Here is a 23,578-nt window from a genome sequence, read left to right on the forward strand (position 1 = left end):
GTAATAAAGTTCAAAATAGCCAAAGAATTCCCTCCTGTGTATTTATTTTTCGCTGACGGTGAAATTATGCCTCGGGTATCGCGAGTCAGAAGCTTAGGTAAGTATTTTCTATTATTAGATAACCTGCTAGTTGTTCTTGGTTTTTTTGTCGTTTTCCCGCTCATTTCAATTCGATTTGTTGACCAACTTGGCTGGGCCGCATTAGTGGTTGGTATAGCTTTAGGGCTGCGTCAGTTGCTGCAACAGGGGTTGGGGATTTTTGGTGGCGCGCTGGCAGACCGTTTCGGTGCCAAACCGATGATTGTTAGCGGTATGCTGTTACGCGCTGCCGGTTTCGCAACCATGGCGTTAGCCGATCAGCCTTGGATTTTGATTTTCTCCTGCGCCCTTTCTGCTTTTGGCGGCACGTTGTTTGACCCACCACGCGTAGCCTTAGTGATTAAGTTAACCCGACCTCATGAACGCGGCCGTTTCTATTCTCTATTAATGATGCAGGACAGCGCCGGGGTCGTGATTGGGGCGCTATTAGGTAGTTGGCTTCTACGTTATAACTTTCACTGGGTTTGTTGGTTTGGTGCCGCGTTCTTCGTCCTGGCCGCCGCGCTAAACGCGTTTGTATTACCGGCCTATCGAGTTTCTACCTCGGTACGCGCGCCAATCATGAACGGGATTAAAACGGCAGTAAAGGACAGCTACTTCCGTCGCTATGTACTGACTCTCACCGGGTATTATGTGTTATCTATTCAGGTGATGTTAATGCTGCCTTTACTGGTAAACGAAGTTTCTGGTGCGCCAGAGACAATACGGTGGATGTATCTGATTCAGGCGATTCTCTCACTTTCCCTGCTCTATCCCATTGCGCGTTGGAGTGAGAAATATTTTCGCCTCGACCAACGTTTAATGGTGGGTTTATTATTAATGACCTTTAGCTTGATGCCATTAGGGTTTGTCCATTCACTTTCCGGTATTCTGGCTCTAATTTTCTTTTTCTATCTTGGCTTAATTATTGCTGAACCGGCACGCGAAACGTTAAGCGCATCCCTGTCAAATCCTCAAGCTCGTGCTAGCTATATGGGGTTTAGCAAATTGGGTTTAGCTTTCGGCGGGGCCATTGGTTATACCGGCGGTGGATGGCTGTACGATATTGGACATGAAATGAATCTGCCTGAAGTTCCTTGGTTGCTTTTAGGCGTAATTGGGATAAGCACTGCACTGGCGCTGCACCGTCAATTCACCCCTAGGAGTATAAACACCAACGCCATGGTATCGTGATATATTCTGAACGGATTTAAGTTTGCTCTGTCTATAAGGGAGTTGCTACTCTATAGCGAAATGGACTGTTTGATTGATTTTATAAGGGTGAGTATGTTTAGAATTTTTTCCCGCGTTTGTGCCGTGCTGGTTATTGGACTGCTATTTGGTTGTAATCAAGTCTCTCAATATGCTTTAAGCGAGCAATCGATTAATAACTATTTAGCCAGCCATTCCGATAAAGCATCACGCAGCTTCAACTTGAGCGGTCTGATTAATGCCGATCTGTCCCTGAATAATCTGAATGCTAAAATTGGTCGTGATATCCCAAATAAGGTGACACTATCCGGTAACGCCGTGTTTGCTATTTCGTCTATTTTAGGCAATCAAGATGCGAATCTTCAGCTAACCATCAATGCCCGCCCGGACTTTGACCCAGTAAAAGGCGCTGTTTATCTGAAAGATCTGGAACTGGCAGATTACGATCTGAAAACCACGCAGGGCGCAGTGAAAAATGTGAAAACCTTTATACCGCTGCTAAACAGCGCGCTGCAACTCTATTTCAATGACCAACCGGTATACGTTCTGAATCCGTCTAACAGTGTGTTAGAAGCGACGGCACAAAAACTGGCCAAAGGTATTAAAGTAGAAGAAGGCAAACTGGTTTTCGACTTTACCAAATAAAGTAATAGCATTAAAAAAGGCGCATACAGAAAATCTGATGCGCCTTTTTATTGTTTTTCAATTCAGCTTTGACGGCTCTTTCTTGGTGCCTTTACCGAGCGCAAAATAACAAATTTCTTATTGGATGCCAGTAATTCACAGTTGCCGAACAGACGTTTCAGCTTTTGATGATATCCCAGATGGCGATTGCCAATAATACGCAGCTCGCCACCAATCGCCAGACAGCGTTTAGCATCATTAAACATCTGCCAGGCAATGTAGTCCGTCACCGAGTGATGCTGATGAAACGGCGGATTACACACAATCCCCTGCAAACTGTTACGTTCAACATTCGCTAGCGAATACTCAGCCTCAAAGAAGCAACGTTCGATATCCTGTGGACGGTTTTCTTCTACGTTTAACCGGCTCGACTCCACCGCCATAAAGGACTCATCGCGGAAAATTACCTCAGCGTCAGGATTCTGCGCCAGCAAGCCAAGCCCCAAAACCCCATTGCCGCAGCCTAAATCCACCAGAGTTCCGGTTAAACCGGACGGTAGATGCTCAGAAAAGAAGCGAGCGCCAATATCCAGAGCGGTGCGGGAAAAAACGTTAGGATAGTTATGGATAAGATAGTCAGTTCCATCAATAGGCCAACTGACTAACTCATTAAACGGTGCAACTTCCGACTGGTTAAACTGACAGAAAATCAGACGCGCCTTTTTCCAAGCTAGGCTGGTGTGGGTTGGTCCAAGAATCTTCTCAAACAGCTGTAGCGTGGAGGTGTGGATATCTCGCGTTTTCCCAGCGGCAATAATTTGAGTATCTTCCCCTACCACTTCCCGAAGCGCATACAGTTGCTGTTCCAGCAGTGCAAGGGCTTTAGGCACTTTAATCAGCACCACGGCGGGTTTATCCGACAATGGCGTCACGCTGTCAATAAAGCTGACGTTATCAGCAGACAAGCCGTTTAGCTGAAAATTTCGCAACGTCGCCAGTTGGCTAACGTAGGAATCACCATAGCTTACCGGATGGTACTGATGCAATTCACAGGCTAAAGCACCAAAAGTATCATTCAGGATGAGAACCGGCCCTTCCACCAGTTTTTGCTTATCGACGGTATTAATCAAATATTCATCCGCAGCATCCCAGGCTTGCAAGCTGCTGGCGGTATCAAATTCGGGATAACGCGCTAACGACAAATGGGCAAATACGGAGGGTGCCAGTTCTGATTCATCACTGCTAATAGCGATTTCCATCTCATTCATTTCCTTCATCAGCGGAAACTTCAGCCAGCTCATCACGCATTGCTTGTATCGCTTCTCGCGTCACCGTGGATAAGGTGCGGAAGAAAGCCGTTGTGGCATGTGCTTCCATTTTACCCAGAAAACGCCCACACCACGGCAACAAATAATCATCAAACAGTGCCAGTTGAGCCTGTACTTCGTCAGACTCCAAAGCATTATCTTCAATCCACGAGGCCGCCAGCAATAGCAGGCCAAAATGATCGGCTGGTGCTTCGGTTAACGGCATACCGCATTCGGTTAAAAAGTTGCGCGTTGAGGCTTCCCCTGCACCGTCTTCATAATCCGAACTATAAGGCGAAACGCTGCCCTCGGTGGCAAACATTGCCTGGTAGTCCGCCTCCAGAACCTGACGATCCAATCCCTGTCCCATACGGTCCAGCAGATCGTCTTGCTCCAGCGGCCAGTGTTGTTTCAACTTACCGTCCGCCACAAGAGCAAACAACGGATCCAGAACCGGATCCTGAGAACTGCGATAGAACAGTGAACCCAGAATACGGCAGACTACAGAAAACTCATTCATCAAATTGACCTGTTAACATAAGTAATAAAACAATAATTATAAACCAACAACTTTCTGATCTTTAGGATATTTCACCGTATAAGACAAGCCCAGTTTACGTAATTCATTTGGTGTCAGATCCAGTGACCACTGCACTTCTCCAGTCGCTTTATCAAAGGTAGCACCATCATACTTTAGATCTTCAACGGTAACAGAAGCATCTTTACTGACGGGAACCTGATCCTGAACCACCAGTTTCACCGGCTCTTTACGGGTATTCTTTATATCCAGCATATAGGTATATTGCTGGCTGACAGAGTTACCAAAAAACTCCGCTTTTCCTGTCATCTGCTTTTCATTTTCCCGCGTGACCACGATTTTCTTATCCCGGCCTAAAGAGAGATCCAGAGTCTCTTTAACATTACGGATATCGATATATCCCTGCCCTATAAACGAACCTTCAAAGAAAATATTGGACTTTCCTGGCAGCAGATTAAGTTTTTCCCAATCTTTTAGCTGTACCTGCAAAAAGGCATCAGGCTCCAGTTTAGGCACAACCACGTAGCGATAGTCCCCCTGAATATCCGCCTGCTTAATCAACACCGAATGCCCTTTGCCATCGGCGGCAATATTATACGGTAAAACGATACTAAAACGGGTATTCACACCGCCAACATCGGTAGTGACATAGTCAGATAGTGGTTTAGATGACTTACTACCATATCCGTTAGCAACTTGGGATTCATCGGCAGTGAGATCTTCACGTATTTCCATGATTGCTGCGGGTGAGGCCGGTGCGCTTTGCTCATGTTGGATGCTTTTTGAGGACATAATGGGCTGCCGATACAGATCAACATACCACGGAGATAATCTTGGTGCCTGAGCCCCTTCGCTTGGGTTACCCGTAGAGAGCGTCAGATTAACTTTATCCCAGTTAATACCGCTATTCTGGAATACATTGGCTTTATAACCCAGTTTCACCGGTTCAGTAATGCTATCAACTCGAACATCATAGGTAGGAACCCAGCCAGCAGAATTAATCACATAGGAAAGTTTAACGTTGCTGGATGCGGCTTTTGGTGCATAAAACTTTACCACCACCTGATTAACGGCCTGAGCGCTTTTCTGTTGGGCCTCAGCCATTTGATTGTTCAGCTTATTAATATTCTTTTCAATTTCGCCAATCTTCTCTCTGAGATCAATATCACTCATCAAGAGTTCGTTCATTTTGCCATTAACCAACTGTAGCATTTGGCTGACTTGCTCAACCGAAGCGCCTTCTTTCTCATTACCCAGCGCGCGATTGCTTTCCAGTACCGCCAGTTGAGCCTGAATCACCTCACGCTGTACATTCACTTTGCTTTGCTCACGCATTTCTACTTCAATTTGTTTTTTCAGCGATTCCACTTCAGGTGAAACGTTTTCACTGAGAAAATCGCGGCGTACGCCTGATGACTGAACCACCACGCCATTATCCGCTTCAACCATCATACTTTGTTCATTCAGATCGCTGGCAATATTAGTGAATATCACTTCGCTCTCACCGGCAGGTAATGTGACTTTTCCGCTGTTAAACAGCTCGGCGCCGCGGATAAATACAGTAACATTATTCAACGTCATCTTTTCTGTGAGGGTATCAGCCTGAGCGGATACAGAACAAGCCAGCGCCACGGCGGTGCCCAATACCGTAGTTTTAAAACGACCGGAGGTAGTTAATGACATGTATTTATCCTTAAATATTAATGAATTTTGTTTAACCGCTCAGGCAACAAATTACCCTAATGACTTAAAGTGAAGCCAGCTCAGGAATCGGTTTTCTACCGTGTGATTCCAAGAAGTTTAGCAATCTCCTCGGCGTTACGTTGAGAATTCTTTCCTGTGGAAACCCTATCTCCTTTAACACTCTCAAAGAATGGTCAAAACCACCCAGAGCAAACGCCACATGGGAATCAGAACCCAGCGCCACCCAACCACCGGCATCACGAATGGCTTTTGCCACTTCAATACAATTTTTCTCACTGCCCAAGCGGGAATGGGTAAATGAAGAGTTGTTAATTTCCAACGCTACGTTATGTTTAACTGCCGCCTGTGCTACTGCCCTAATATCAATAGGATATTTTGGATTTCCCGGATGGCTAATAATATGTACCTTACCGCTGGCCATGGTGGCTATCATCGCTTGTGTATTTTCTTCTCGGCTCATGGGTTGCAGTACCGGTTCATGGAACCCGGCGATAACCAGATCTAAGTGCTTATCCATCTGCTCATCACAGTCGATTTCCCCCTGAAGGTTTTTGATATTTGCCTCAATGCCATACAGAATTCCAACGCCATCCACCATGCGAGGAATGACAGCCATATTCATAAAATGCCAGCGGTGCGGCGCATCGGCCATATCTGGCCCGTGGTCAGTAATGGCAAATAGCTTGATACCTTTTTGTTTGGCAACGGCAAAATAGTCACTTACCGTGCTATAGGCATGGGTGCTGGCTATGGTGTGGGCGTGTAAATCAACCGGGTACATAACAAACTTCCTTCTTGATATCGCTATATTGTTGTACTTATAAAACAGTGATAATCCATTTTCTGTTTCGCAATGGATCAATATCCTTTAGTCATATCAACAATACCGCTGATTGACTCTCCCGCCTGAAAAGCCTGCAACCGACTACAGATTTGGTCCATCGTGATTTGTGGCTGTGTAATGGCTGAAATATGCGGCGTTATCGTAATTTCTGAACGCTGCCAGAACACATGCTGTCTGGATAGCGGTTCGGAAGCAAACACATCCAGCGTCGCGGCTTTTAGTTGACCGCTATCTAATGCTTCTAATAAATCGGCCTCAACCAAATGTGCTCCCCGGGCAATATTGATCAGATATGCCCCTTTCTGCAGTTGGCCAAACAACGCTTTATTCAGTATACCTTGAGTCTCCGACGTTCTGGGCAATAAATTCACTATCAGTCGAGTTTGGTTGAGAAAATCAGATAGTTGCTCGGCATGGTATGTCTCTACACCCTCAATTTGCTTTTTACTTCTGCTCCAACCACGTACTGAAAAGCCAAACGATGCCAGACGCTGTGCCACGCGGGTGCCTAAAATACCGAGTCCCATCACACCAATGATGAAATTTTCATAGTTATACGGTTCTAAAAATTGCCAGCGGCTTTGCTGCTGTAGCCGTTGATAGTCATCCAGACGTCGAAAATAACGTAATACTGTGGCGCAGGCATACTCTTCCATCTGTCTGGCCATACCTGCATCTTCCAGACGAACCAGTGGCACACCCGATGCCAACATATCTGGCCGCTCTCCTAATTGTGCAACGATGGCATCAACTCCCGCACCTAAACTAAAAACCGCTTTTAAATCTTTACGTCCCGTCAGCATTTCATAGGGAGGCAGCCAGACAATAGCGTAATCTGCCGGTTGATTATCTCCCGGTTGCCACACTCTGATTTTTGCATTGGGTAAACGGGCAGGAATGCCTTCTAGATAAGGTTTGGCATCATTATAAGGGTGATAGAAGAGAATATTCATAGCCGCTCCAGAAGATAAAAAATTTGCTGAATCAGGGGGGTAACTGTGTAGCACCTCCTAATCTACCCGATTCTATCCGCAGATATAAACGACTATTTGCCGATAGCTTAACCAAATAGCTCAAGAACTTGAATTTGTACTTGACCGAACCCCGCCTTCTCCCTATAGTAGCGCCCCGTTGCGGTGAATAATCCTTGCCGTAACAACAAAATTTGGTGAGGTGTCCGAGTGGCTGAAGGAGCACGCCTGGAAAGTGTGTATACGGCAACGTATCGAGGGTTCGAATCCCTCCCTCACCGCCATATTTTAAGAGCCTGCTTTTTAGCAGGCTCTTTCCTTTTCCTAAAGGAAAATATTAGCCAAAAAAGAGCCATTCTTCTCAGAATGGCTCTTTTTTTTTTCATATAGCATTATCAATAACAGAGAAAGTCTACTGCCCTGACAGGGAGAAATACTTCTTCATCACCAACAGTGAGATCGCCCTTTCCTGCACATTGTCCAAAAACTGTGCCACGTATCTATTCGCATTGTTAATGATCATTTTCGCTTCAGCAGTGTGATCGGAGTAGTACTCTATTTTTTCTTCCAGATCGGAAAAATCATCTTTCAATAACACATAATGAAAATCAGGAATCAAGACGCCCTCCATAAACCAACTCTCTATCCGTGGTTTACGCATAAAACAGAGGGAGTTAGAGTGCATAATCCACTTCAGGTTAGTAGCAACATCGTTCCCTTCGATGCTGATAATAAACTTATACTTCATTTGTTCAGTTTCACACATCAGGTTCTTTCTTTTCACATCACCGTATCGCCCAGTGTCTGCCACATCGACCAGCGGTGAGCCGTGAAAATTATCGAGTAATTGCTTTCTGGCATCCTGATAACAAGCGCCTCGAAACACCGCCATATTCAACTTTTGCTCAAAAGGCATTTGGTCATTAAAAAGATGGAAATGACGTATTTTATTTAATTTCAGTAATACTGAATTTTGGTTGTCTCCAGCAATCGGCCGTGTTTTTAACAACGTCGGTTTATCTGGAATGTGCCTTATATCACCAAGAAAATAGTTAAATCGAAGATGAGGATCAAAATAGCGGGCTGATTCCATCAAATCATAGTAATAGGTACTGGGATGCCCTCTAACCGTTAACTTACCGCATTTAACCGCTGACGTATCCAAAATAAAAGGCGTACTGAGCTTATTGTAATAATTAACTCGATAATCTATGTAGTCCCGTTGATATTCACTAATATTATCGAGTAATCGATGAATATTTCTTCGAAACAACACTCGGGGAATCAAATCTTTGAGAATGTTTTTGGTATAAAACGGGATTTTCTCTCTATGCATAAAGACCCTTGCCTAGCATACAATACTTATTGATAAGTGTAGCCTTACTGCTCAAAACGCTCTGCTTTTAAAGCAATATTTATTCTATAAATTAGCCATACGTCAAAAAATATCAGGCAGCAGCTCAAAAAGCACACATAAATTGAGCTTTACCAGCCTATTCAACTAAATAATATCGAATGATACTGGTTTGCCATATTTTATTCATGTTCCATGCGAACATCGTATTTTTATAAAATATCACAAATCTAATAGAAGAAAATAAAAAAATAATATTATTTATCAATGTGTAACGAATTAAATAAAGATTAACTTAGCCGCTATAAGACAAAATCCAAATAAATATAAACACAACTATAATACAATTATTTAGATCATCATCACTAAATAATGACTCAACAGTATTTATATAAATAATATATAAAAATAAATATTTACAGTTAAGAAGATTACACCATTAAAAACCATCATGCTATTTTTTATAAAAATAAATTTACAGTTTAAATATAATTTAACCTTAATGAATAAAGCATAATAATTAATACTCATGAATTTAGAACATAAGAATGATAATATTTAAATTGCAAGAACATCCATCTACACAACCACGTCATAAAAATAACCCGACTCTAAAATAATAAATAAAAATCAATAGATTAAAAAAATAATTTTCATCTTCGTTAACAATTTAAGAGATGTGAAGTAATTTAATTCTTTATGTGAATATATTGATATGGAAATTAGATATTTTTTAACACAAATCTGAAAAATAAAAATATCTTTCACTGTCTAACTAGAAAAAGCACCCCACGCTATATATTTTAAAACGTAAGGATTAATAATCGTCCTTTCAAAAACAATGTGATGCACTGCATATACATTACTAATAAAAATAATTATTATGCGTAATAACTAAAAATAGGTATCGAACCTATTATTAAAAACTCACCCCAAAGCATGCTTTACTGAATGAAATAATGAGGATGGTTATTGATTATGGCTGGAAGGAAGTCAAAGTTTTTTCTATTTATTTGTTTAGCTCTTCTGTTGGGGCTGTTTACGTTTTGCGGTGGTAGTTATGTACTACACAAAACCTCGGAAACCAGTTTTTGTCTCTCATGCCATACAATGCAGGCAGCCTATGACGAATATCAAGGCTCGGTTCACTTTAAAAACCAGAAAGGTATTCGGGCAGAATGTTCTGACTGCCATGTTCCACAGGCTCCTGTTGATTTCTTACTGGCAAAAATGAGAGCCAGCAAAGATGTTTACCATCAATTTGTTACAGGAAAAATTGATACTCCTGAAAAATATGAAGAGCACCGTCTGGCTATGGCGCAGACAGTTTGGCATCAGTTAAAACAAAACGACTCAGCAACCTGTCGCTCTTGCCACCAGTTTGATGCGATGGATATCCAGACCCAAAGCGCCGATGCCCAGAAGATGCATAATCTCGCTATTAAAGAAAAGCAGACATGTATTGATTGCCATAAGGGCGTTGCCCACTTCCCACCTGAAATCAAAATGGATGAAAAAGCACTGGGTGCCTTACTGAGTGAAGCCAAACAAACCGCTCAGGATGCAAAACTGGTCTATCCGGTTCAACCGGTCAAACTAAATGAACTCGGTATGGCTTACCCCGCTGCCGCATTAAAAGTGCTGAAATCCGACGCAGCAGGTCGGGAAGTTGAACTGAACGGAAGCCAAATGAAAGGCGCAGAGCAAGTGATTTATCTGGAAAAGGGTCAACGTCTAATTCTCGCGACGCTGACAGAACAAGGGGAACAAACGTTAAAAATTAACGCCGACTTCACCAAAGATGAGTACGACAATGAATGGCGACCGGTAACGTTAACAGCCACCATAACTGACCCCGTCTTGTCCGATCTAGCGCCATTATGGAACTACGCCGAAAATCTGGACAACGTTTACTGTTCTGGTTGTCATGCCAAAATCTCATCCAAACACTATACCGTTAACGCCTGGCCTGCGGTGGCAAAAGGCATGGGTGCCAGAACCGATATCTCTCCACAGGATTTGGATATTTTAACCAAATATTTTCAGTACAACGCCAAAGATATAAACAATCATTAATAAAAGAGGATGGCATATGAATCTTACTCGTAGAGGTTTTATTAAGGGTGCAGGTGTTACCGCAGGTGCGATGGCGATCTCCTCTGCAATTCCACTGCCAGCCTGGGCTGAAGCGCCAACTGGCACTATATTAACGGCCGGCCGTTGGGGAGCTATGCAAGTTGAAGTCAAAGACGGCAAAGTGATTTCATCAAAAGGTGCATTGGCAAAAACGATACCTAACAGCCTGCAAGCTACCGCACCGGATCAAGTACACAGCAATGCCAGAGTGAAATACCCGATGGTGCGTAAAGGCTTTTTAGCCGCACCCGGTAAACCAGACGGTAAACGCGGTAGCGATGAATTTGTAAAAATATCTTGGGATGATGCCATGAAGCTGATTCATGAGCAGCATATGCGTATTCGTAAAGAGCACGGTGCCGCATCAGTGTTTGCAGGTTCGTACGGTTGGCGATCCAGTGGTGTATTACATAAAGCCCAAACCTTACTCCAACGCTATATGAGCCTTGCCGGTGGTTATTCAGGTCATCTGGGCGACTATTCAACTGGCGCAGCTCAGGTGATTATGCCCCACGTAGTCGGTTCCGTGGAAGTTTATGAGCAGCAAACCACCTACCCTGTCATTTTAGAGCATACTCAAGTTGTTGTACTGTGGGGCGTCAATCCGCTGAATACACTAAAAATTGCTTGGAGTAGCACAGACGAACAAGGTCTAGAGTTCTTTAATCAATTAAAAAGCTCGGGCAAAACCGTTATTGCCATTGACCCAATGCGTTCAGAAACCATTGAATTCTTTGGTGACAAAGCCCAGTGGCTGGCACCTAATATGGGCACCGATGTAGCAATGATGTTGGGTATTGCCCATACGTTGGTCACAAAATCGATGCACGATAAAGCGTTCTTGGATAAATACACTACCGGCTACAATCGTTTTGAAGACTACCTGTTAGGTAAAAATGATAAGACGCCAAAAACAGCAGCTTGGGCGGAAGCCATCTGCGGTATTCCAGCGCAACAAATTGAGCTACTGGCCGAAATTTTTAGCAAAAACCGCACCATGATCATGGGCGGTTGGGGCATGCAGCGCCAGCAATATGGTGAACAAAAGCACTGGATGCTAGTTACTCTCGCAGCCATGCTGGGCCAGATTGGTACCGAAGGCGGCGGCTTTGGTTTCTCCTATCATTACTCCAACGGTGGTAACCCAACTCGTAGCGGTGGCGTACTGTCTGCCATTTCCGCCACGGTAGCCGGAACCTCTTCTGCGGGTAACGACTGGGCAAGCTCCTCTGCGGTGAGTAGCTTTCCATTAGCACGGATTGTTGAAGCGCTAGAAAAACCCGGCAGCAAATATCAGCACAACGGTCATGAAATGGCCTTCCCTGATATCAAAATGATCTGGTGGGCTGGCGGTGCTAACTTTACTCATCATCAGGACACTAACCGTCTAATTAAAGCTTGGCAGAAGCCAGAGATGATTGTTATCTCCGAGTGCTACTGGACTGCTGCGGCTAAACATGCCGATATCGTATTGCCAATCACCACATCGTTTGAACGTAACGACCTGACCATGACTGGCGATTACAGTAACCAGCATTTGGTGCCGATGAAGCAAGTTGTTCCACCACAGTTTGAATCGCGTAATGACTTCGACGTATTTGCCGACATGTCTGAATTACTAAAAGCCGGAGGCCGTAAAGTCTATACCGAAGGTAAAGAAGAGATGGACTGGCTGCGTGAATTCTATGATGCTGCTCAAAAAGGTGCTCGTGCTCAGCGCGTCGCTATGCCACTGTTCAGTCAATTCTGGCAGGACAATAAACTGATTGAAATGCGTAAAAACGATAAGAATGAAAAATTCATTCGCTTCGCTGAGTTCCGTGCCGATCCGGTAATTAACCCTCTGGGAACCCCAAGTGGTAAAATCGAGATATTCTCTAAAACTATCGAAGGTTTTAAATACGCTGACTGCCCTGCACATCCAACCTGGCTTGCGCCGGATGAGTGGAAAGGTAACGCCAAAGAGGGCCAGTTGCAGCTATTAACCGCTCACCCTGCACATCGCCTGCACAGCCAACTCAACTATGCAAAACTGCGAGAGCAATATGCGGTGGCTAACCGTGAACCGATTACCATCCATCCAGAAGACGCGAAAGCTCGTGGTATCGCTAATGGCGATCTGGTCAGAGCCTTTAATAGCCGAGGTCAGATATTAGTTGGTGCGGTTGTCTCTGACGGCATTAAGCAAGGTATTGTCTGTATTCACGAAGGCGCATGGCCCGATCTGGATCCGGCTACCGGTATTTGTAAAAACGGCGGTGCCAACGTATTAACCCTCGATATTCCGTCGTCTCGGTTGGCTAACGGCTGTTCCGGCAATACGGCATTAATTTCCATTGAAAAGTACACCGGCCCAGCGCTGACCTTAACCGCCTTTGATCCGCCCAAAGGTGAAAGCGCTAAAGTTGGTTAATCAAGTTATAACGTAATAACTCCCCCCGGTTTATCTACTGGGGGAGTTATTAGTGACGTCGCCGTCATCTCTGTACTGCCCGCGTATCTTTCATACTAAACTAATGCCGAATACATGATATTCGATTACTTAGGAACGACCACTAACGCTACTTCCAGAAATTAAATTTATTCTTGAAGCGGCCGCCAGCATTGCTGAGAGCACCTTCGACAAAAGCACCTGTCGCATAGCCAGATGTCCTACATTTTCACCATTAACGATTCCTGTTGAAGCCAGCATGTCGAGACAGGCTCCCAACACAGGGGGAGAATTTACTGGCGATGCCCTCTACCACAGTCATTCCTGTATTACCTAAAATTTTACCCAGAAAACCGCCTACAGCAGCCATCGAAACTTGAATAAAACCCGCTCCCGGCACCTGTTCAATTTCAACAACGCTGAGTTCTCTCATTATTTCACCCTTAAAATTATTTCTTATTAACTAGGGAATAAATCCAGTTTATTGGTATTGTAATAATAGCCCTATGGTTCCACCGACCTTATCGCCTACAACAACTCCAGCAAGACGTGATGGCACATCAACCGCCAAATGAATAACATCCCATATCACGTCAGTAAAAATCCCTGCTCCATTTATTTTCTCTATTTCTGTATTTGATAACTCTCTCATTCCGTATCCTTAGCAAAGTAATAATATTTCTTAAAATAGTCTTGGTTTATATGCAAATAGCACCAACACGGACATGTATTCCGTCAAAGAAATAGATATATATGATTAGAAATGAGATAGTCATATTTATTCAATATGGCAAAAATAAATGATTACTATAAATAGCTGAAGAGTGTATTAATAGGCATTTAGGGGTTTATTTAAATAATTTACAAATCAATGAGTGATAATTATAAATAAATTATTAATTTTAATAAAACTATAAATGACGGCGCTCTTCGTAAAAAGAGCGCTGGATATGATAAAAATTTAGAATTAGATTATATTTATATAGCTTCACTTTCCAGCATATAAATATGACGATCTATATTTTTCAGGCTGACACCCAGAGAGCGCGCTATTTGCTCACGGCTCTGCCCTTCAGCTAACAGTGATTTAATCTGCTTAGCAATATTCGTCTCGTGACCTTGGTAAATATAAGAAACTTGAAATGTTTTTTTACATAAAACACAAAGATAACGTTGGATCCCGGAGCGCGCCTGACCGTGGCGTCTTATCCTACCGGGTACATTACAATGGTGACAAACTAGCTGCCTCACTTCCATAATAACCTCCTTTTTAAAAAAAAATGCATCCATTACCAGTATAATTGCCAGACAGCCATCTCTCTCCATACTTATAGGTAAGAGAGAAATCATTATCTTTTACAGTAATTTGTTTTTAAATCCCAGCCATTAATACCATTCAGTTAATTACACACTAAACTGAAAATACAATAATGTTCATAAAAACGAATGATAAGCCGGTCAGGAATTATATACAGTTTAATTTAAATCGATCAAGCCGTATTATCAATTAGACAACATTGAATCGCAGCTTAACAAAAATGAAAATAAACTCAATAATATGATTGTGTTACCTGATAAATCATCCAATCGGCCAGCATTTTAACACGTAAAGATCATTGAAAAAGCTCAATAATATTTGATCAGATATATCCGAGTAATTTATTAACAGAAATTATACTTAACAATAGGTAATTTAGCATTTTCATTTTTTAATGGTAATAACTCAGTTCTCAACTAATCTTAACCGTATACACTTGTTCTTTCTACGGAGGATAATGCCAATGTTAGTGAAACGTGCTATTGCCATTCTTTCATTAGTTCTTTTCTGTGGTTTGCTATCTGCCTGCAATACGGCGCGCGGTGTTGGACAAGATATTGAAGCGGGTGGTGAAGCAATACAGAGAAGTACCTACTAGTTTCAACTGATTAGTCATACAGATAAAGGCCCTCACTATCGTTGTCGAGGGTCTGTCTACTGATGGTATTGAGTTATTCTTAGTTCAGATGCTGTTGAACTTCCCGTTTTAATTGCCTGACATTTTTGCTCAATCAATTTCCTATAACGCGGAGGCCCCTCTGTATCACCGCATTAGTATCATTTCATTGTTAATCACTTAAGTCCTCAATAAGATGGTCATACCAACCGTTGAAAGGCCGTTTGCCTCTAGATTGTTATCAACCAATATACCCAATTAGCGATAAAAATCTCATAATGTGTATAATAGCGCATCAATTTAGAACGCTTTGAGCTAGTTATATATTAACTTGCTGATATTAAACAATTTTAAGGTGAGATGAGTTATGGGATTTAAATGCGGCATTGTTGGTTTGCCTAATGTAGGTAAATCAACCCTGTTTAATGCGTTAACGAAGGCGGGTATCGAAGCGGCTAACTTTCCGTTCTGTACAATTGAGCCTAATACCGGTGTCGTACCCATGCCCGATCCACGCCTCGACCAACTGGCTGAAATCGTTAAACCACAGCGCATTCTACCGACTACCATGGAATTCGTGGATATTGCAGGTCTGGTTAAAGGGGCTTCCAAAGGTGAAGGCCTAGGTAACCAATTTTTGACCAATATTCGTGAAACTGAAGCGATTGGTCATGTTGTTCGCTGTTTTGAGAATGACAACATTATTCACGTATCGGGTAAGGTCGATCCGGCTGAAGACATTGATATTATCAATACCGAACTGGCTCTTTCCGATCTAGAAACCTGTGAACGCGCAATCCACCGCGTGCAGAAAAAGGCCAAAGGCGGCGATAAAGATGCCAAAATTGAGCTAGCTGCATTAGAGAAGTGCCTGCCACATTTAGAGAATGCCGGCATGTTACGCGCATTAAATCTCGACAGCGAAGAAAGAGCCGCTCTGCGTTATTTAAGCTTCCTGACCTTGAAACCAACCATGTACATTGCCAACGTTAATGAAGATGGTTTCGAAAATAATCCGTATCTGGATAAAGTGCGCGAAATTGCTGCCGCTGAAGGTTCGGTGGTGGTTGCCGTTTGTGCTGCCGTTGAGTCTGATATTGCCGAACTGGATGACGAAGAACGTGATGAGTTTATGGCTGAAATGGGCCTGACCGAGCCGGGTTTAAACCGCGTGATTCGTGCTGGCTATGAACTACTGAGCCTGCAAACCTACTTCACCGCTGGCGTAAAAGAAGTTCGCGCTTGGACAATTCCGGTTGGAGCCACCGCCCCACAGGCTGCCGGTAAAATTCATACCGACTTTGAAAAAGGCTTTATCCGCGCGCAGACTATCGCCTTTGAAGATTTTATTACCTACAAAGGTGAACAAGGCGCTAAAGAAGCGGGTAAAATGCGTTCAGAAGGGAAAGATTATATCGTCAAAGATGGCGATGTGATGAATTTCTTGTTCAACGTCTAAGTTTTTCTGTTTTGTGGCATGTCAGGATGCCACATTAAGAACAGATAACTTATTGGAATCCACGCAATTCTTGCGTGGATTTTTTTATACCTTTTAGACACAAAATGGCACTAACGTGTAAATTGGGTTACTCTCTGGCTTTCTATAATACCCTGACATGATGGTTTTTAACCTATCGCAGCGCTGACAGGAACAATGCATGGATATCGTAAAATATTCCTACAAAATAAATCGCTTGTTTATTTTGATGGGTATCGGCTTTTTCGGCTGGTTAACCTGGTTTTCATGCCATCAAATCAATAATACCGAACAATGGCTGGTCGTTGGGCAATCTGCCTCGGTCACGGCTGAACAGGCTCGGTATCTGCTTTCTGCTACCGCATTGATTTTTGCCCTGCTGACATTGATGGCGTTTATGATATGGCTCAATAGTTTTTCTGAGCGCCAAAACATCATCTTTACTTCTGATGCCATCAATTACCCTAAAGGTCATCTCAGGCCTAAATTGATAACCATTATGTATGGTGATATTCGTGAGCTAGCGCGGATTAATGTTCAGCATAATGAAGCATTAGAAATTACCACTAGCCATAGCAAGTACCGCATTCTGAAAAGTATGCTAAAGAATCAAGCTACCTTTAACGAAGTATGTGAACGCCTACAGCAGATGGCCGCGCCCTTCCTTACCATCGTTTAACCACTAAGATAAAAACGATCGGTCATCAATATGGTAATTCCAGTGATAACCGATCGCTTATGACACCGTCGACTTAACTATTTTTTATTCATTAAATTACGCAAGTTAGCAAATGGGTTATGGGTTGCCAGCCCCTGATCCTGTTGAGCGTCTTCCCCGGCAACCACCGTTGAACCATAGATATCCGCCTCGGTATATTTTGAGTGTTCGTGATCGTGGCAAAACAGGCATAACATCTCCCAATTGCTACCATCTTCCGGATTATTAGAGTGATCGTGATCGATATGATGCACCGTCAACTCTCTTAAATTGGAATAGACAAACTCACGGGAACATCTGCCGCAAACCCAGGGAAATAGCTTAAGCGCCTTTTCACGATAGCCATTTTCAAGTTTCGCATAGTTCTTTGGTATATAGGCCATATAAAACCTTCAGATTAAAAAATTAAAACCTTGTCTACCTGATATCTTATAGTTAAACCGCTCATCTTCACAAACAGAAAAAACGATTACAATACGTCAGAGAATGCCTTGGCGACTCGCTCAACATTAGCGCCATTTAATCCAGTCAGGCACATACGACCATTTCTTACCAAATAGATACCATACTCGTGCTTTAGTCGGTCAACTTGCTCTGGTGTTAAACCGGTATAGCTGAACATACCCGCTTGTTTTACTAAATAGCTTGAGTCACGCCCGGGTAATGCCAGAGTCATCACTTCAACCATCTTTTGACGCATTTGTAGAATACGAGCGCGCATCTCAGCGACTTCCCCAACCCACATCGTTTTTAACTGCGGATCGGACAGGACGGTAGAAACCACCAACGCCCCACTCAGTGGTGGGCTAGAATAGTTGCGGCGGACCGTTGCTTTAAGCTGCCCTAGCACTCTGGAAGCTTCATCAGCATGATCACAAAAAACCGAAAGCCCCCCACAGCGTTCACCATAAATAGAAAAGTTCTTTGAATAAGAGTTAGACAATAAACAGGCAATACCCGCCTTAGCCACGGCACGAATGGCATATGCATCCTCATCCAAACCTTGATTAAAGCCCTGATAAGCAATATCCATAAAGGCGATAAGTTCACGTTCCGCCAATACCTCAACCACCTTATCCCATTGTTCTGGCCGCAGATCGGCCCCGGTTGGGTTATGACAGCAAGGGTGTAATAATACAATGCTCTTTGTTGGTAATGTCTTCAGCGTTGCCAACATCTGTTCAAAAGCAACTCCACGGGTTTCACTGTCAAAATAGGGGTAGCGATTAACTTTAATGCCCGCCCCTTCAAAAATCGCCACGTGGTTGTCCCAAGTAGGGTTACTTACCCAAACCTCAGATTCCGGAAAATAGGTATGCAAAAAATCCGCCCCAACTTTTAACGCACCGGAACCACCCAGCGTCTGAATAGTTGCTACACGATTATCAACCAATGCCGGGTTATCCTCACCCAACAATAGATGTTGGGTTACTTTGCGGTAAACAGGCATACCGTCCATTGGTAAATAAACCAAGGGGTCATGATTGGTTTTAAACAACCGTTCTCTGGCCAGAGATACCGAATTTAAAACTGGAATTCGCCCCTGTTCATCATAGTAAAGGCCGATGCTTAAGTTCACCTTTGACTCGCGCTTATCTTTAGAAAATTCCTCCATCAGAGAAAGAATTGGATCTCCGGCATATGCATTTACGTGTTGAAACATTCCCTACCCCTCAAGTTGACTGCGATCTTCTTTGCATGAACGTTGATATATAAATGATAAAAATAAACGATATTGAACAAGTCGAGTCAATGCATATCAATGACACTGAATCTGACTCCCAAGAGCCCTCACATTACCCTGAAAGTAAAAAACTCGCCAGTCGCATGATTATTCTGTTTTTATCCAATCGGGATATTTCTGGATAACCAGTAAAATTCGTTGCTAAGCTTAGACCTTATGATTAACCAAAGAGCCAACCCACCATGACAACTCAAAACGACCAGCGTTATCAGCAGCGCCAAAAAAAAATTAAACAGCACATTGATGAACGAATCGCTGTCGCCACTCAAGACCGTGGATTACTGCTGATACTGACCGGAAATGGTAAAGGTAAAAGCACTGCCGCCTTTGGTACCGTAGCCCGAACCGTTGGTCATGGACAACAGGCGGCGGTGATTCAATTTATTAAAGGGACTTGGGAATGTGGAGAACGTAATCTGTTATCGCAGCATGGCGTAGAATTCCAAGTGATGTCTACTGGCTTCACGTGGGAAACACAAAATAGAGCCAGCGATATGTTAGCGGCACAAGAGATGTGGCAGCATGGCAAACGAATGTTATCCAATGCGTTATTAGATTTAGTAGTATTGGATGAACTGACCTACATGATTACTTATGGCTATATCGAGCTAACCGAAGTCATACAAGTGCTTCAGCACCGCCCACAAGAACAAACCGTCATTATTACGGGTCGAGGATGTCATCGTACACTGATTGAAATGGCGGATACCGTTAGCGAAATACGCCCGATAAAACACGCGTTTGATCATGGACTGCAAGCGAGACAGGGCATTGATTGGTAAAACAGAAAAAAAAACAAATAACCAATAAATAATGTTGTCAGCATAATTTATTGGCTATGTATCCGTTGTGATGGACTATATGGCTATCTCACATCAATAATACAGGCAATGACCGGATGACCATCAACCAATACTGGTGCTCCTCCACGATGAACGTTATAGCCCAATCCTTTAATTAGTCGTTCCACCGCTAATGGGGAGACGGTAACAATAGTTTTCACATGATATTGAGTAAGATAGCTTATTGATTCTTTTAACAAACCGGCGGCAACAACTGACGAAAGGCTACCCCGCTGCTTCTTTAAGGTGGACGAATTTAAATCCAGCGCAGAGAAACGAGAAATTTCCCAAATATAAGGTGAACAAGGCGGGTGGTTTCCATTTAATAACTCAGGAAATACTTCACTTAACAAATAAGGCTCTGTTGTCGGTAACAATCTGGAACAACCAATTATCTCTTTCTGGCTATTCCTGGCTATCACATACACTGTATCTAGCTTATCAAACTGGTCTCGTTCATATCCAACGGGAGTATTTAGCTCCCAACCCAGTTTCTCAACAAATACCTTATAGCGATATGCGGCCAGCTCATTTTCTAATCCAGAAGGTAAGTTACTTGGTGAACCTGATAAAAATTCCATGATATATTTTCCCACATTGTAAATTTATTGGAAAAATATATTAATAACATTGGATTACAGAACGTAACCTGACAAATCTACCAGCTATCCGATTAGATTACTGAGTGATAGACTGAAGAATTTTTTCATTCCAATCGATTTCAGCTATTTTATTATCCAGCTGTCGTTGTACATACTCCTCTTCGTTCATTTCACTTTGTAGACTTTCGTCCATATGAAAGGCGATATTGCTAAAGACCGGGCCGATTTTCACATATTGGCAATTGGCGTTTTCATAACGCAATTCCCAATCCCAGCCTATTGATAAAACAGGAGGTATCAAACTTACCCATTCGGTATAACCTGTAATGGTGGTAATCACGCCCCCTTGAAACCGCAAATCTTCAGGCTCCGCATGCACAGCAGAATAGAGATGGGTAAATTCAACATTTCTAAAAAAATTGAGATCAATTTTAACTCGATAATCCATATCACCTTCATGGCATTTATCATAAACTTCTATATTAATGTCTTTCTTCTTCTGCACACACACCTCCTAGAATGTTAAAATTTGGTATCTTAAGTTGTGATCAAGCTTGGTTAGTGCAACATATTTTATTTACAGCTCAAAATAATGATATTAGTATACTAGTTACTGCGATCGGTTAGTCGTTCAGCTATATATTTCTATGCGACCTGAATTCTGTACAATGGCTATCTGACGGGCTTTGTGTATATATTATTAATTAAGAGTAAAAAATTTAGCATGTCGTTACTGAGTTAAACGATATCGATTTCCCGTCGGTTTATTTCTACATGTTTTGTTATCGAAGGAAGCGGTTTTGAAAATTAATTTATATCGAACTTATGAAAATTTATCAAAAACCAAAGATAAAGAATCCTTCTTTAAACTATTACAAAAAGCAGCCAGCGATTTGGGATTTGAATATTGTGCTTACGGAGTAAGGCCCATATATCCATTATCAGCCCAGCCGCCACAGGTTATTAATAACTATCCTGCCGATTGGAACCAAACCTATCAGTCCAATAATTATTTTGAAATAGACCCAACCGTTCAACATGGCCTACGTTCTACCCAAGCGCTATTCTGGGAAGATGAGCTATACAAAGTGTCCCCTCATTTTTGGGAAGAGGCTAAAGCATTCGGCATTAACCACGGCATTTCTCAGGCTCAGAAAGATTCTGCAGGTCGAGTGGGAATGCTAACATTTGCCAGTCCCGATCAGCACTACACAGCTAAAACCCTGCTAGTTCAAGCGCCTTCGCTTATCTGGCTTTCTCAAATTGCTCACAATCGTCTGGCAGAATATCTCTTACCACAAGAAGACTATGATGCTGAGTTTCAACTAACTAAACGAGAAAAAGATATTCTGCGCTGGACGGCGGAAGGCAAAACCTCAAATGAAATTGCCATGATGATGTCTATCAGCGACAGAACTGTTAATTTCCACGTTAATAATATTCTTAAAAAATTATCCGTCACCAATAAAACTGCAGCAACAGTTAAAGCAGTAGTCCTTAATCTAATATAGAGAGTATGAATAAGTAGGAATTATAATAATATTCGCTAAATCTTGCCTGATTATTTTCTATTTGAACTAACTTTTGCTTTCATTACCATACAATCATATAAATCATCACGCCCACCATAATTATGCAGATTTATCGATTTATTATTTTATAAAGTTTATTTTATTCAAAAACCAGCCAAAATAATACTAAAGTCTAATTTAACACATAGTCTTATGAATAATATATTATTATGGTAATAATATATCTGATTTTATCAAACACCTCACTTTAGCCGCCATCGCACAGGCAGCATCTCGTATTGGAAATACTATTACTGCCCCGCTGCCTTCCCCCAATTTCATGGTCATTTCCAGTTCCGCCGGTAATCAAAATCATAATTTATTGCCCTGCGTGTAATTGTTGGTTAATTCCCCCCTCAGGGTGGTTATATCAACACCGGTTGGTATTGAAAATAACGCCGTTGTGAGCCAGCACTCAACTACCGCTAAATCGTTGCTGGTAAAAATTGCTGATGCTGCTCATAATTTGATCTCAACCCTCTAAAAAGCCTCTAAATAAACAACCTGGAGAATTTAATCATGCCCTATGTCAATATTAAGATTACTAAAGAAGGCGCCACTGCGGAACAAAAAAAGCAGCTTATAGAAGGAGTTACAAATTTATTAATCACTGTTTTGGATAAAAACCCGGCAACTACTTTAGTGGTTATTGATGAAGTTGATATGGATAATTGGGGTATTGGTGGATTTCCCGTCTCCGAATTAAGAAAGAAAATATAATTTGCCGACGCCGAATAGCGACGAAAAACATTCGGCATTGCCATTGTTCAATCGAAACGACCGCACAGGAGAGAAGACAATGGACCTTTATATGATTAAAAGCTTTTTGGCTTACGGTAATACTGTTGGCAAAAGAGCCGATTTATCGTTTGCATCACCGCTGGTTTCAACTTCCGCCAGCCCACTGTGACGCCATTCATTATTCAGGCGGCAAGACACAAAATTGGACCATCAATAACGTCGCATAATGCGACGTTATTAAAATGACTAAAACATCTGGAACGCTATCAGACGTTTTTACGCTCAATGGTTTCTTCCCCCCAGTAGAGGCGATCGGCATCGGTTTTACTAAATGCTAATGGTAGAACCTCATCGCTACCTTCATCCCAAATTTGCTGTGCTTTTACTTCATCGTTATTAGCCAGTTCAAAGATAGCCTCTGCAATTTCGACGGATGTTTCACGAATTCTAGCCCACTCTTTAATTCTTAGTCTTGGCATTTCAATATCTCCCAACAGATTATTTCAAATGTGGTTTTATCACTTCCAAAGCACTGTCTTACAGTATCGTTCAATCTTTTGATTTTGCATGTAAAAAATAGGAATATGATACTAATTTGCTAAAAATCTAACGCTTTGGTTAAGATAATTATGATAAAAAACAATTTATTCAATAGCTTATCTTTATCGATAAATTATTCACCTACCTTAAAAAGACCAATTTTTTTATCGGTTTTATGTTAATGTTAATAAAGACTATTGTAAGTTTTTC

General features: G+C 42.3%; 26 protein-coding genes and 1 tRNA gene. 12 read left to right on the top strand and 15 right to left on the bottom strand.

The features are described from left to right. Window positions 1-66: 66 nt before the first annotated feature. Window positions 67-1,272 (top strand): multidrug efflux MFS transporter MdtH, encoded by a 1,206-nt coding sequence (gene mdtH / locus HYN51_RS08430; protein ID WP_108902003.1) that lies wholly within the window; start codon window positions 67-69, stop codon window positions 1,270-1,272. A gap of 93 nt (window positions 1,273-1,365) precedes the next feature. Further along, on the top strand, window positions 1,366-1,935 hold the full coding sequence (locus HYN51_RS08435) for a lipoprotein (RefSeq protein WP_157953008.1): 570 nt from the start codon (window positions 1,366-1,368) through the stop codon (window positions 1,933-1,935). A gap of 62 nt (window positions 1,936-1,997) precedes the next feature. Here the strand turns inward: HYN51_RS08435 and rlmG are convergent, their stop codons facing one another. The 5 genes from rlmG to ghrA form a co-directional block, all read right to left on the bottom strand. Then, complete coding sequence (rlmG, locus tag HYN51_RS08440; protein WP_108899627.1) at window positions 1,998-3,173, bottom strand: 23S rRNA (guanine(1835)-N(2))-methyltransferase RlmG; 1,176 nt, start codon at window positions 3,171-3,173, stop codon at window positions 1,998-2,000. Window position 3,174: 1 nt separating this feature from the next. Then, window positions 3,175-3,741, bottom strand: a complete 567-nt coding sequence (locus HYN51_RS08445; RefSeq protein WP_108899628.1) for a TorD/DmsD family molecular chaperone — start codon at window positions 3,739-3,741, stop codon at window positions 3,175-3,177. Window positions 3,742-3,777: 36 nt separating this feature from the next. Then, window positions 3,778-5,442: a DUF4139 domain-containing protein gene (locus HYN51_RS08450; RefSeq protein ID WP_108899629.1), complete on the bottom strand. Its 1,665-nt coding sequence runs from the start codon at window positions 5,440-5,442 to the stop codon at window positions 3,778-3,780. 64 nt (window positions 5,443-5,506) lie between these two features. Next, window positions 5,507-6,244, bottom strand: coding sequence for a phosphatase (locus HYN51_RS08455; protein WP_108899630.1), 738 nt, complete (start codon window positions 6,242-6,244; stop codon window positions 5,507-5,509). A gap of 77 nt (window positions 6,245-6,321) precedes the next feature. After that, window positions 6,322-7,260, bottom strand: coding sequence for a glyoxylate/hydroxypyruvate reductase GhrA (gene ghrA / locus HYN51_RS08460; RefSeq protein ID WP_108899631.1), 939 nt, complete (start codon window positions 7,258-7,260; stop codon window positions 6,322-6,324). A gap of 214 nt (window positions 7,261-7,474) precedes the next feature. Here ghrA and HYN51_RS08465 point away from each other — a divergent pair. Then, window positions 7,475-7,562, top strand: a tRNA-Ser gene (locus HYN51_RS08465). A gap of 128 nt (window positions 7,563-7,690) precedes the next feature. Here the strand turns inward: HYN51_RS08465 and HYN51_RS08470 are convergent. Beyond that, window positions 7,691-8,614 (bottom strand): glycosyl transferase family 90, encoded by a 924-nt coding sequence (locus tag HYN51_RS08470; protein WP_108899632.1) that lies wholly within the window; start codon window positions 8,612-8,614, stop codon window positions 7,691-7,693. 996 nt (window positions 8,615-9,610) lie between these two features. Here HYN51_RS08470 and HYN51_RS08475 point away from each other — a divergent pair. Together HYN51_RS08475 and HYN51_RS08480 are read left to right on the top strand one after the other, a co-directional pair. Continuing rightward, entirely contained in the window at window positions 9,611-10,708 is a 1,098-nt protein-coding gene (locus HYN51_RS08475; protein ID WP_108899633.1) for a NapC/NirT family cytochrome c, read from the top strand. A gap of 16 nt (window positions 10,709-10,724) precedes the next feature. Next, the gene (locus tag HYN51_RS08480; protein ID WP_108899634.1) at window positions 10,725-13,181 is read left to right on the top strand and encodes a trimethylamine-N-oxide reductase 2; all 2,457 of its coding nucleotides are present in this window, start codon (window positions 10,725-10,727) and stop codon (window positions 13,179-13,181) included. Window positions 13,182-13,434: 253 nt separating this feature from the next. On the opposite strand, the gene HYN51_RS08485 is transcribed toward HYN51_RS08480, so the two are convergent. From HYN51_RS08485 to HYN51_RS08490, 3 genes are all read right to left on the bottom strand, one after another. Then, window positions 13,435-13,632 carry a hypothetical protein gene (locus HYN51_RS08485; RefSeq protein WP_108899635.1) on the bottom strand — a complete coding sequence of 66 codons (198 nt, stop codon included), beginning with the start codon at window positions 13,630-13,632 and terminating at the stop codon, window positions 13,435-13,437. A 48-nt stretch (window positions 13,633-13,680) separates the two neighbouring features. Beyond that, window positions 13,681-13,851 (bottom strand): hypothetical protein, encoded by a 171-nt coding sequence (locus HYN51_RS16465; RefSeq protein ID WP_192878386.1) that lies wholly within the window; start codon window positions 13,849-13,851, stop codon window positions 13,681-13,683. A gap of 326 nt (window positions 13,852-14,177) precedes the next feature. Beyond that, window positions 14,178-14,549: an IS1/IS1595 family N-terminal zinc-binding domain-containing protein gene (locus tag HYN51_RS08490; protein ID WP_108899636.1), complete on the bottom strand. Its 372-nt coding sequence runs from the start codon at window positions 14,547-14,549 to the stop codon at window positions 14,178-14,180. Between the two features lie 431 nt (window positions 14,550-14,980). On the opposite strand from HYN51_RS08490, the gene HYN51_RS08495 reads away from it, so the two are divergent. The 3 genes from HYN51_RS08495 to HYN51_RS08505 all read left to right on the top strand — a co-directional run bounded on the left by HYN51_RS08495 (window position 14,981) and on the right by HYN51_RS08505 (window position 17,289). Continuing rightward, a complete protein-coding gene (locus tag HYN51_RS08495; RefSeq protein WP_108899637.1) occupies window positions 14,981-15,115 on the top strand; it encodes an entericidin A/B family lipoprotein in 135 nt (44 codons plus the stop codon). Between the two features lie 385 nt (window positions 15,116-15,500). After that, window positions 15,501-16,592, top strand: coding sequence for a redox-regulated ATPase YchF (gene ychF, locus HYN51_RS08500; protein ID WP_108899638.1), 1,092 nt, complete (start codon window positions 15,501-15,503; stop codon window positions 16,590-16,592). A 199-nt stretch (window positions 16,593-16,791) separates the two neighbouring features. Beyond that, complete coding sequence (locus tag HYN51_RS08505) at window positions 16,792-17,289, top strand: hypothetical protein (RefSeq protein WP_108899639.1); 498 nt, start codon at window positions 16,792-16,794, stop codon at window positions 17,287-17,289. A 77-nt stretch (window positions 17,290-17,366) separates the two neighbouring features. Here the strand turns inward: HYN51_RS08505 and yajD are convergent, their stop codons facing one another. Together yajD and HYN51_RS08515 are read right to left on the bottom strand one after the other, a co-directional pair. Next, entirely contained in the window at window positions 17,367-17,711 is a 345-nt protein-coding gene (gene yajD / locus HYN51_RS08510) for an HNH nuclease YajD (RefSeq protein ID WP_108899640.1), read from the bottom strand. Between the two features lie 86 nt (window positions 17,712-17,797). Then, a complete protein-coding gene (locus HYN51_RS08515) occupies window positions 17,798-18,991 on the bottom strand; it encodes an amino acid aminotransferase (protein ID WP_108899641.1) in 1,194 nt (397 codons plus the stop codon). 263 nt (window positions 18,992-19,254) lie between these two features. Between HYN51_RS08515 and cobO the strand changes: the two genes are divergently transcribed. Beyond that, complete coding sequence (gene cobO / locus HYN51_RS08520) at window positions 19,255-19,854, top strand: cob(I)yrinic acid a,c-diamide adenosyltransferase (protein ID WP_108899642.1); 600 nt, start codon at window positions 19,255-19,257, stop codon at window positions 19,852-19,854. Between the two features lie 83 nt (window positions 19,855-19,937). Here cobO and HYN51_RS08525 read toward each other — a convergent pair whose 3' ends face one another. Both HYN51_RS08525 and HYN51_RS08530 read right to left on the bottom strand, forming a co-directional pair. After that, on the bottom strand, window positions 19,938-20,495 hold the full coding sequence (locus HYN51_RS08525; RefSeq protein ID WP_108899643.1) for an acyl-homoserine-lactone synthase: 558 nt from the start codon (window positions 20,493-20,495) through the stop codon (window positions 19,938-19,940). Window positions 20,496-20,592: 97 nt separating this feature from the next. After that, entirely contained in the window at window positions 20,593-21,021 is a 429-nt protein-coding gene (locus tag HYN51_RS08530; RefSeq protein ID WP_108899644.1) for a DUF4902 domain-containing protein, read from the bottom strand. Window positions 21,022-21,316: 295 nt separating this feature from the next. On the opposite strand from HYN51_RS08530, the gene HYN51_RS08535 reads away from it, so the two are divergent. Then, entirely contained in the window at window positions 21,317-22,027 is a 711-nt protein-coding gene (locus tag HYN51_RS08535) for a LuxR family transcriptional regulator (RefSeq protein WP_192878387.1), read from the top strand. 228 nt (window positions 22,028-22,255) lie between these two features. Here the strand turns inward: HYN51_RS08535 and HYN51_RS16805 are convergent, their stop codons facing one another. Beyond that, on the bottom strand, window positions 22,256-22,375 hold the full coding sequence (locus tag HYN51_RS16805; RefSeq protein WP_108899646.1) for a nicotinate-nucleotide--dimethylbenzimidazole phosphoribosyltransferase: 120 nt from the start codon (window positions 22,373-22,375) through the stop codon (window positions 22,256-22,258). 231 nt (window positions 22,376-22,606) lie between these two features. Between HYN51_RS16805 and HYN51_RS08545 the strand changes: the two genes are divergently transcribed. Next, on the top strand, window positions 22,607-22,807 hold the full coding sequence (locus tag HYN51_RS08545; RefSeq protein WP_108899647.1) for a 2-hydroxymuconate tautomerase family protein: 201 nt from the start codon (window positions 22,607-22,609) through the stop codon (window positions 22,805-22,807). Between the two features lie 149 nt (window positions 22,808-22,956). After that, window positions 22,957-23,055: a hypothetical protein gene (locus HYN51_RS16810; RefSeq protein WP_407936345.1), complete on the top strand. Its 99-nt coding sequence runs from the start codon at window positions 22,957-22,959 to the stop codon at window positions 23,053-23,055. A 39-nt stretch (window positions 23,056-23,094) separates the two neighbouring features. Here HYN51_RS16810 and HYN51_RS08550 read toward each other — a convergent pair whose 3' ends face one another. Beyond that, window positions 23,095-23,307, bottom strand: a complete 213-nt coding sequence (locus HYN51_RS08550) for a YccJ family protein (RefSeq protein WP_108899648.1) — start codon at window positions 23,305-23,307, stop codon at window positions 23,095-23,097. Window positions 23,308-23,578: the final 271 nt, after the last annotated feature.

The sequence above is a fragment of the Limnobaculum parvum genome, assembly GCF_003096015.2.
In the GTDB taxonomy this organism is placed as follows: Bacteria; Pseudomonadota; Gammaproteobacteria; order Enterobacterales; family Enterobacteriaceae; genus Limnobaculum; species Limnobaculum parvum.

Excerpts from the sequence above, each read along its gene's own strand:
- mdtH (WP_108902003.1), top strand. The coding sequence starts at position 67 with ATGCCTCGGGTATCGCGAGTCAGAAGCTTAGGTAAGTATTTTCTATTA.
- HYN51_RS08435 (WP_157953008.1), top strand. The coding sequence starts at position 1,366 with ATGTTTAGAATTTTTTCCCGCGTTTGTGCCGTGCTGGTTATTGGACTG.
- rlmG (WP_108899627.1), bottom strand. The coding sequence starts at position 3,173 with ATGGAAATCGCTATTAGCAGTGATGAATCAGAACTGGCACCCTCCGTA.
- HYN51_RS08445 (WP_108899628.1), bottom strand. The coding sequence starts at position 3,741 with ATGAATGAGTTTTCTGTAGTCTGCCGTATTCTGGGTTCACTGTTCTAT.
- HYN51_RS08450 (WP_108899629.1), bottom strand. The coding sequence starts at position 5,442 with ATGTCATTAACTACCTCCGGTCGTTTTAAAACTACGGTATTGGGCACC.
- HYN51_RS08455 (WP_108899630.1), bottom strand. The coding sequence starts at position 6,244 with ATGTACCCGGTTGATTTACACGCCCACACCATAGCCAGCACCCATGCC.
- ghrA (WP_108899631.1), bottom strand. The coding sequence starts at position 7,260 with ATGAATATTCTCTTCTATCACCCTTATAATGATGCCAAACCTTATCTA.
- HYN51_RS08470 (WP_108899632.1), bottom strand. The coding sequence starts at position 8,614 with ATGCATAGAGAGAAAATCCCGTTTTATACCAAAAACATTCTCAAAGAT.
- HYN51_RS08475 (WP_108899633.1), top strand. The coding sequence starts at position 9,611 with ATGGCTGGAAGGAAGTCAAAGTTTTTTCTATTTATTTGTTTAGCTCTT.
- HYN51_RS08480 (WP_108899634.1), top strand. The coding sequence starts at position 10,725 with ATGAATCTTACTCGTAGAGGTTTTATTAAGGGTGCAGGTGTTACCGCA.
- HYN51_RS08485 (WP_108899635.1), bottom strand. The coding sequence starts at position 13,632 with ATGAGAGAACTCAGCGTTGTTGAAATTGAACAGGTGCCGGGAGCGGGT.
- HYN51_RS16465 (WP_192878386.1), bottom strand. The coding sequence starts at position 13,851 with ATGAGAGAGTTATCAAATACAGAAATAGAGAAAATAAATGGAGCAGGG.
- HYN51_RS08490 (WP_108899636.1), bottom strand. The coding sequence starts at position 14,549 with ATGATTTCTCTCTTACCTATAAGTATGGAGAGAGATGGCTGTCTGGCA.
- HYN51_RS08495 (WP_108899637.1), top strand. The coding sequence starts at position 14,981 with ATGTTAGTGAAACGTGCTATTGCCATTCTTTCATTAGTTCTTTTCTGT.
- ychF (WP_108899638.1), top strand. The coding sequence starts at position 15,501 with ATGGGATTTAAATGCGGCATTGTTGGTTTGCCTAATGTAGGTAAATCA.
- HYN51_RS08505 (WP_108899639.1), top strand. The coding sequence starts at position 16,792 with ATGGATATCGTAAAATATTCCTACAAAATAAATCGCTTGTTTATTTTG.
- yajD (WP_108899640.1), bottom strand. The coding sequence starts at position 17,711 with ATGGCCTATATACCAAAGAACTATGCGAAACTTGAAAATGGCTATCGT.
- HYN51_RS08515 (WP_108899641.1), bottom strand. The coding sequence starts at position 18,991 with ATGTTTCAACACGTAAATGCATATGCCGGAGATCCAATTCTTTCTCTG.
- cobO (WP_108899642.1), top strand. The coding sequence starts at position 19,255 with ATGACAACTCAAAACGACCAGCGTTATCAGCAGCGCCAAAAAAAAATT.
- HYN51_RS08525 (WP_108899643.1), bottom strand. The coding sequence starts at position 20,495 with ATGGAATTTTTATCAGGTTCACCAAGTAACTTACCTTCTGGATTAGAA.
- HYN51_RS16805 (WP_108899646.1), bottom strand. The coding sequence starts at position 22,375 with ATGACCATGAAATTGGGGGAAGGCAGCGGGGCAGTAATAGTATTTCCA.
- HYN51_RS08545 (WP_108899647.1), top strand. The coding sequence starts at position 22,607 with ATGCCCTATGTCAATATTAAGATTACTAAAGAAGGCGCCACTGCGGAA.
- HYN51_RS08550 (WP_108899648.1), bottom strand. The coding sequence starts at position 23,307 with ATGCCAAGACTAAGAATTAAAGAGTGGGCTAGAATTCGTGAAACATCC.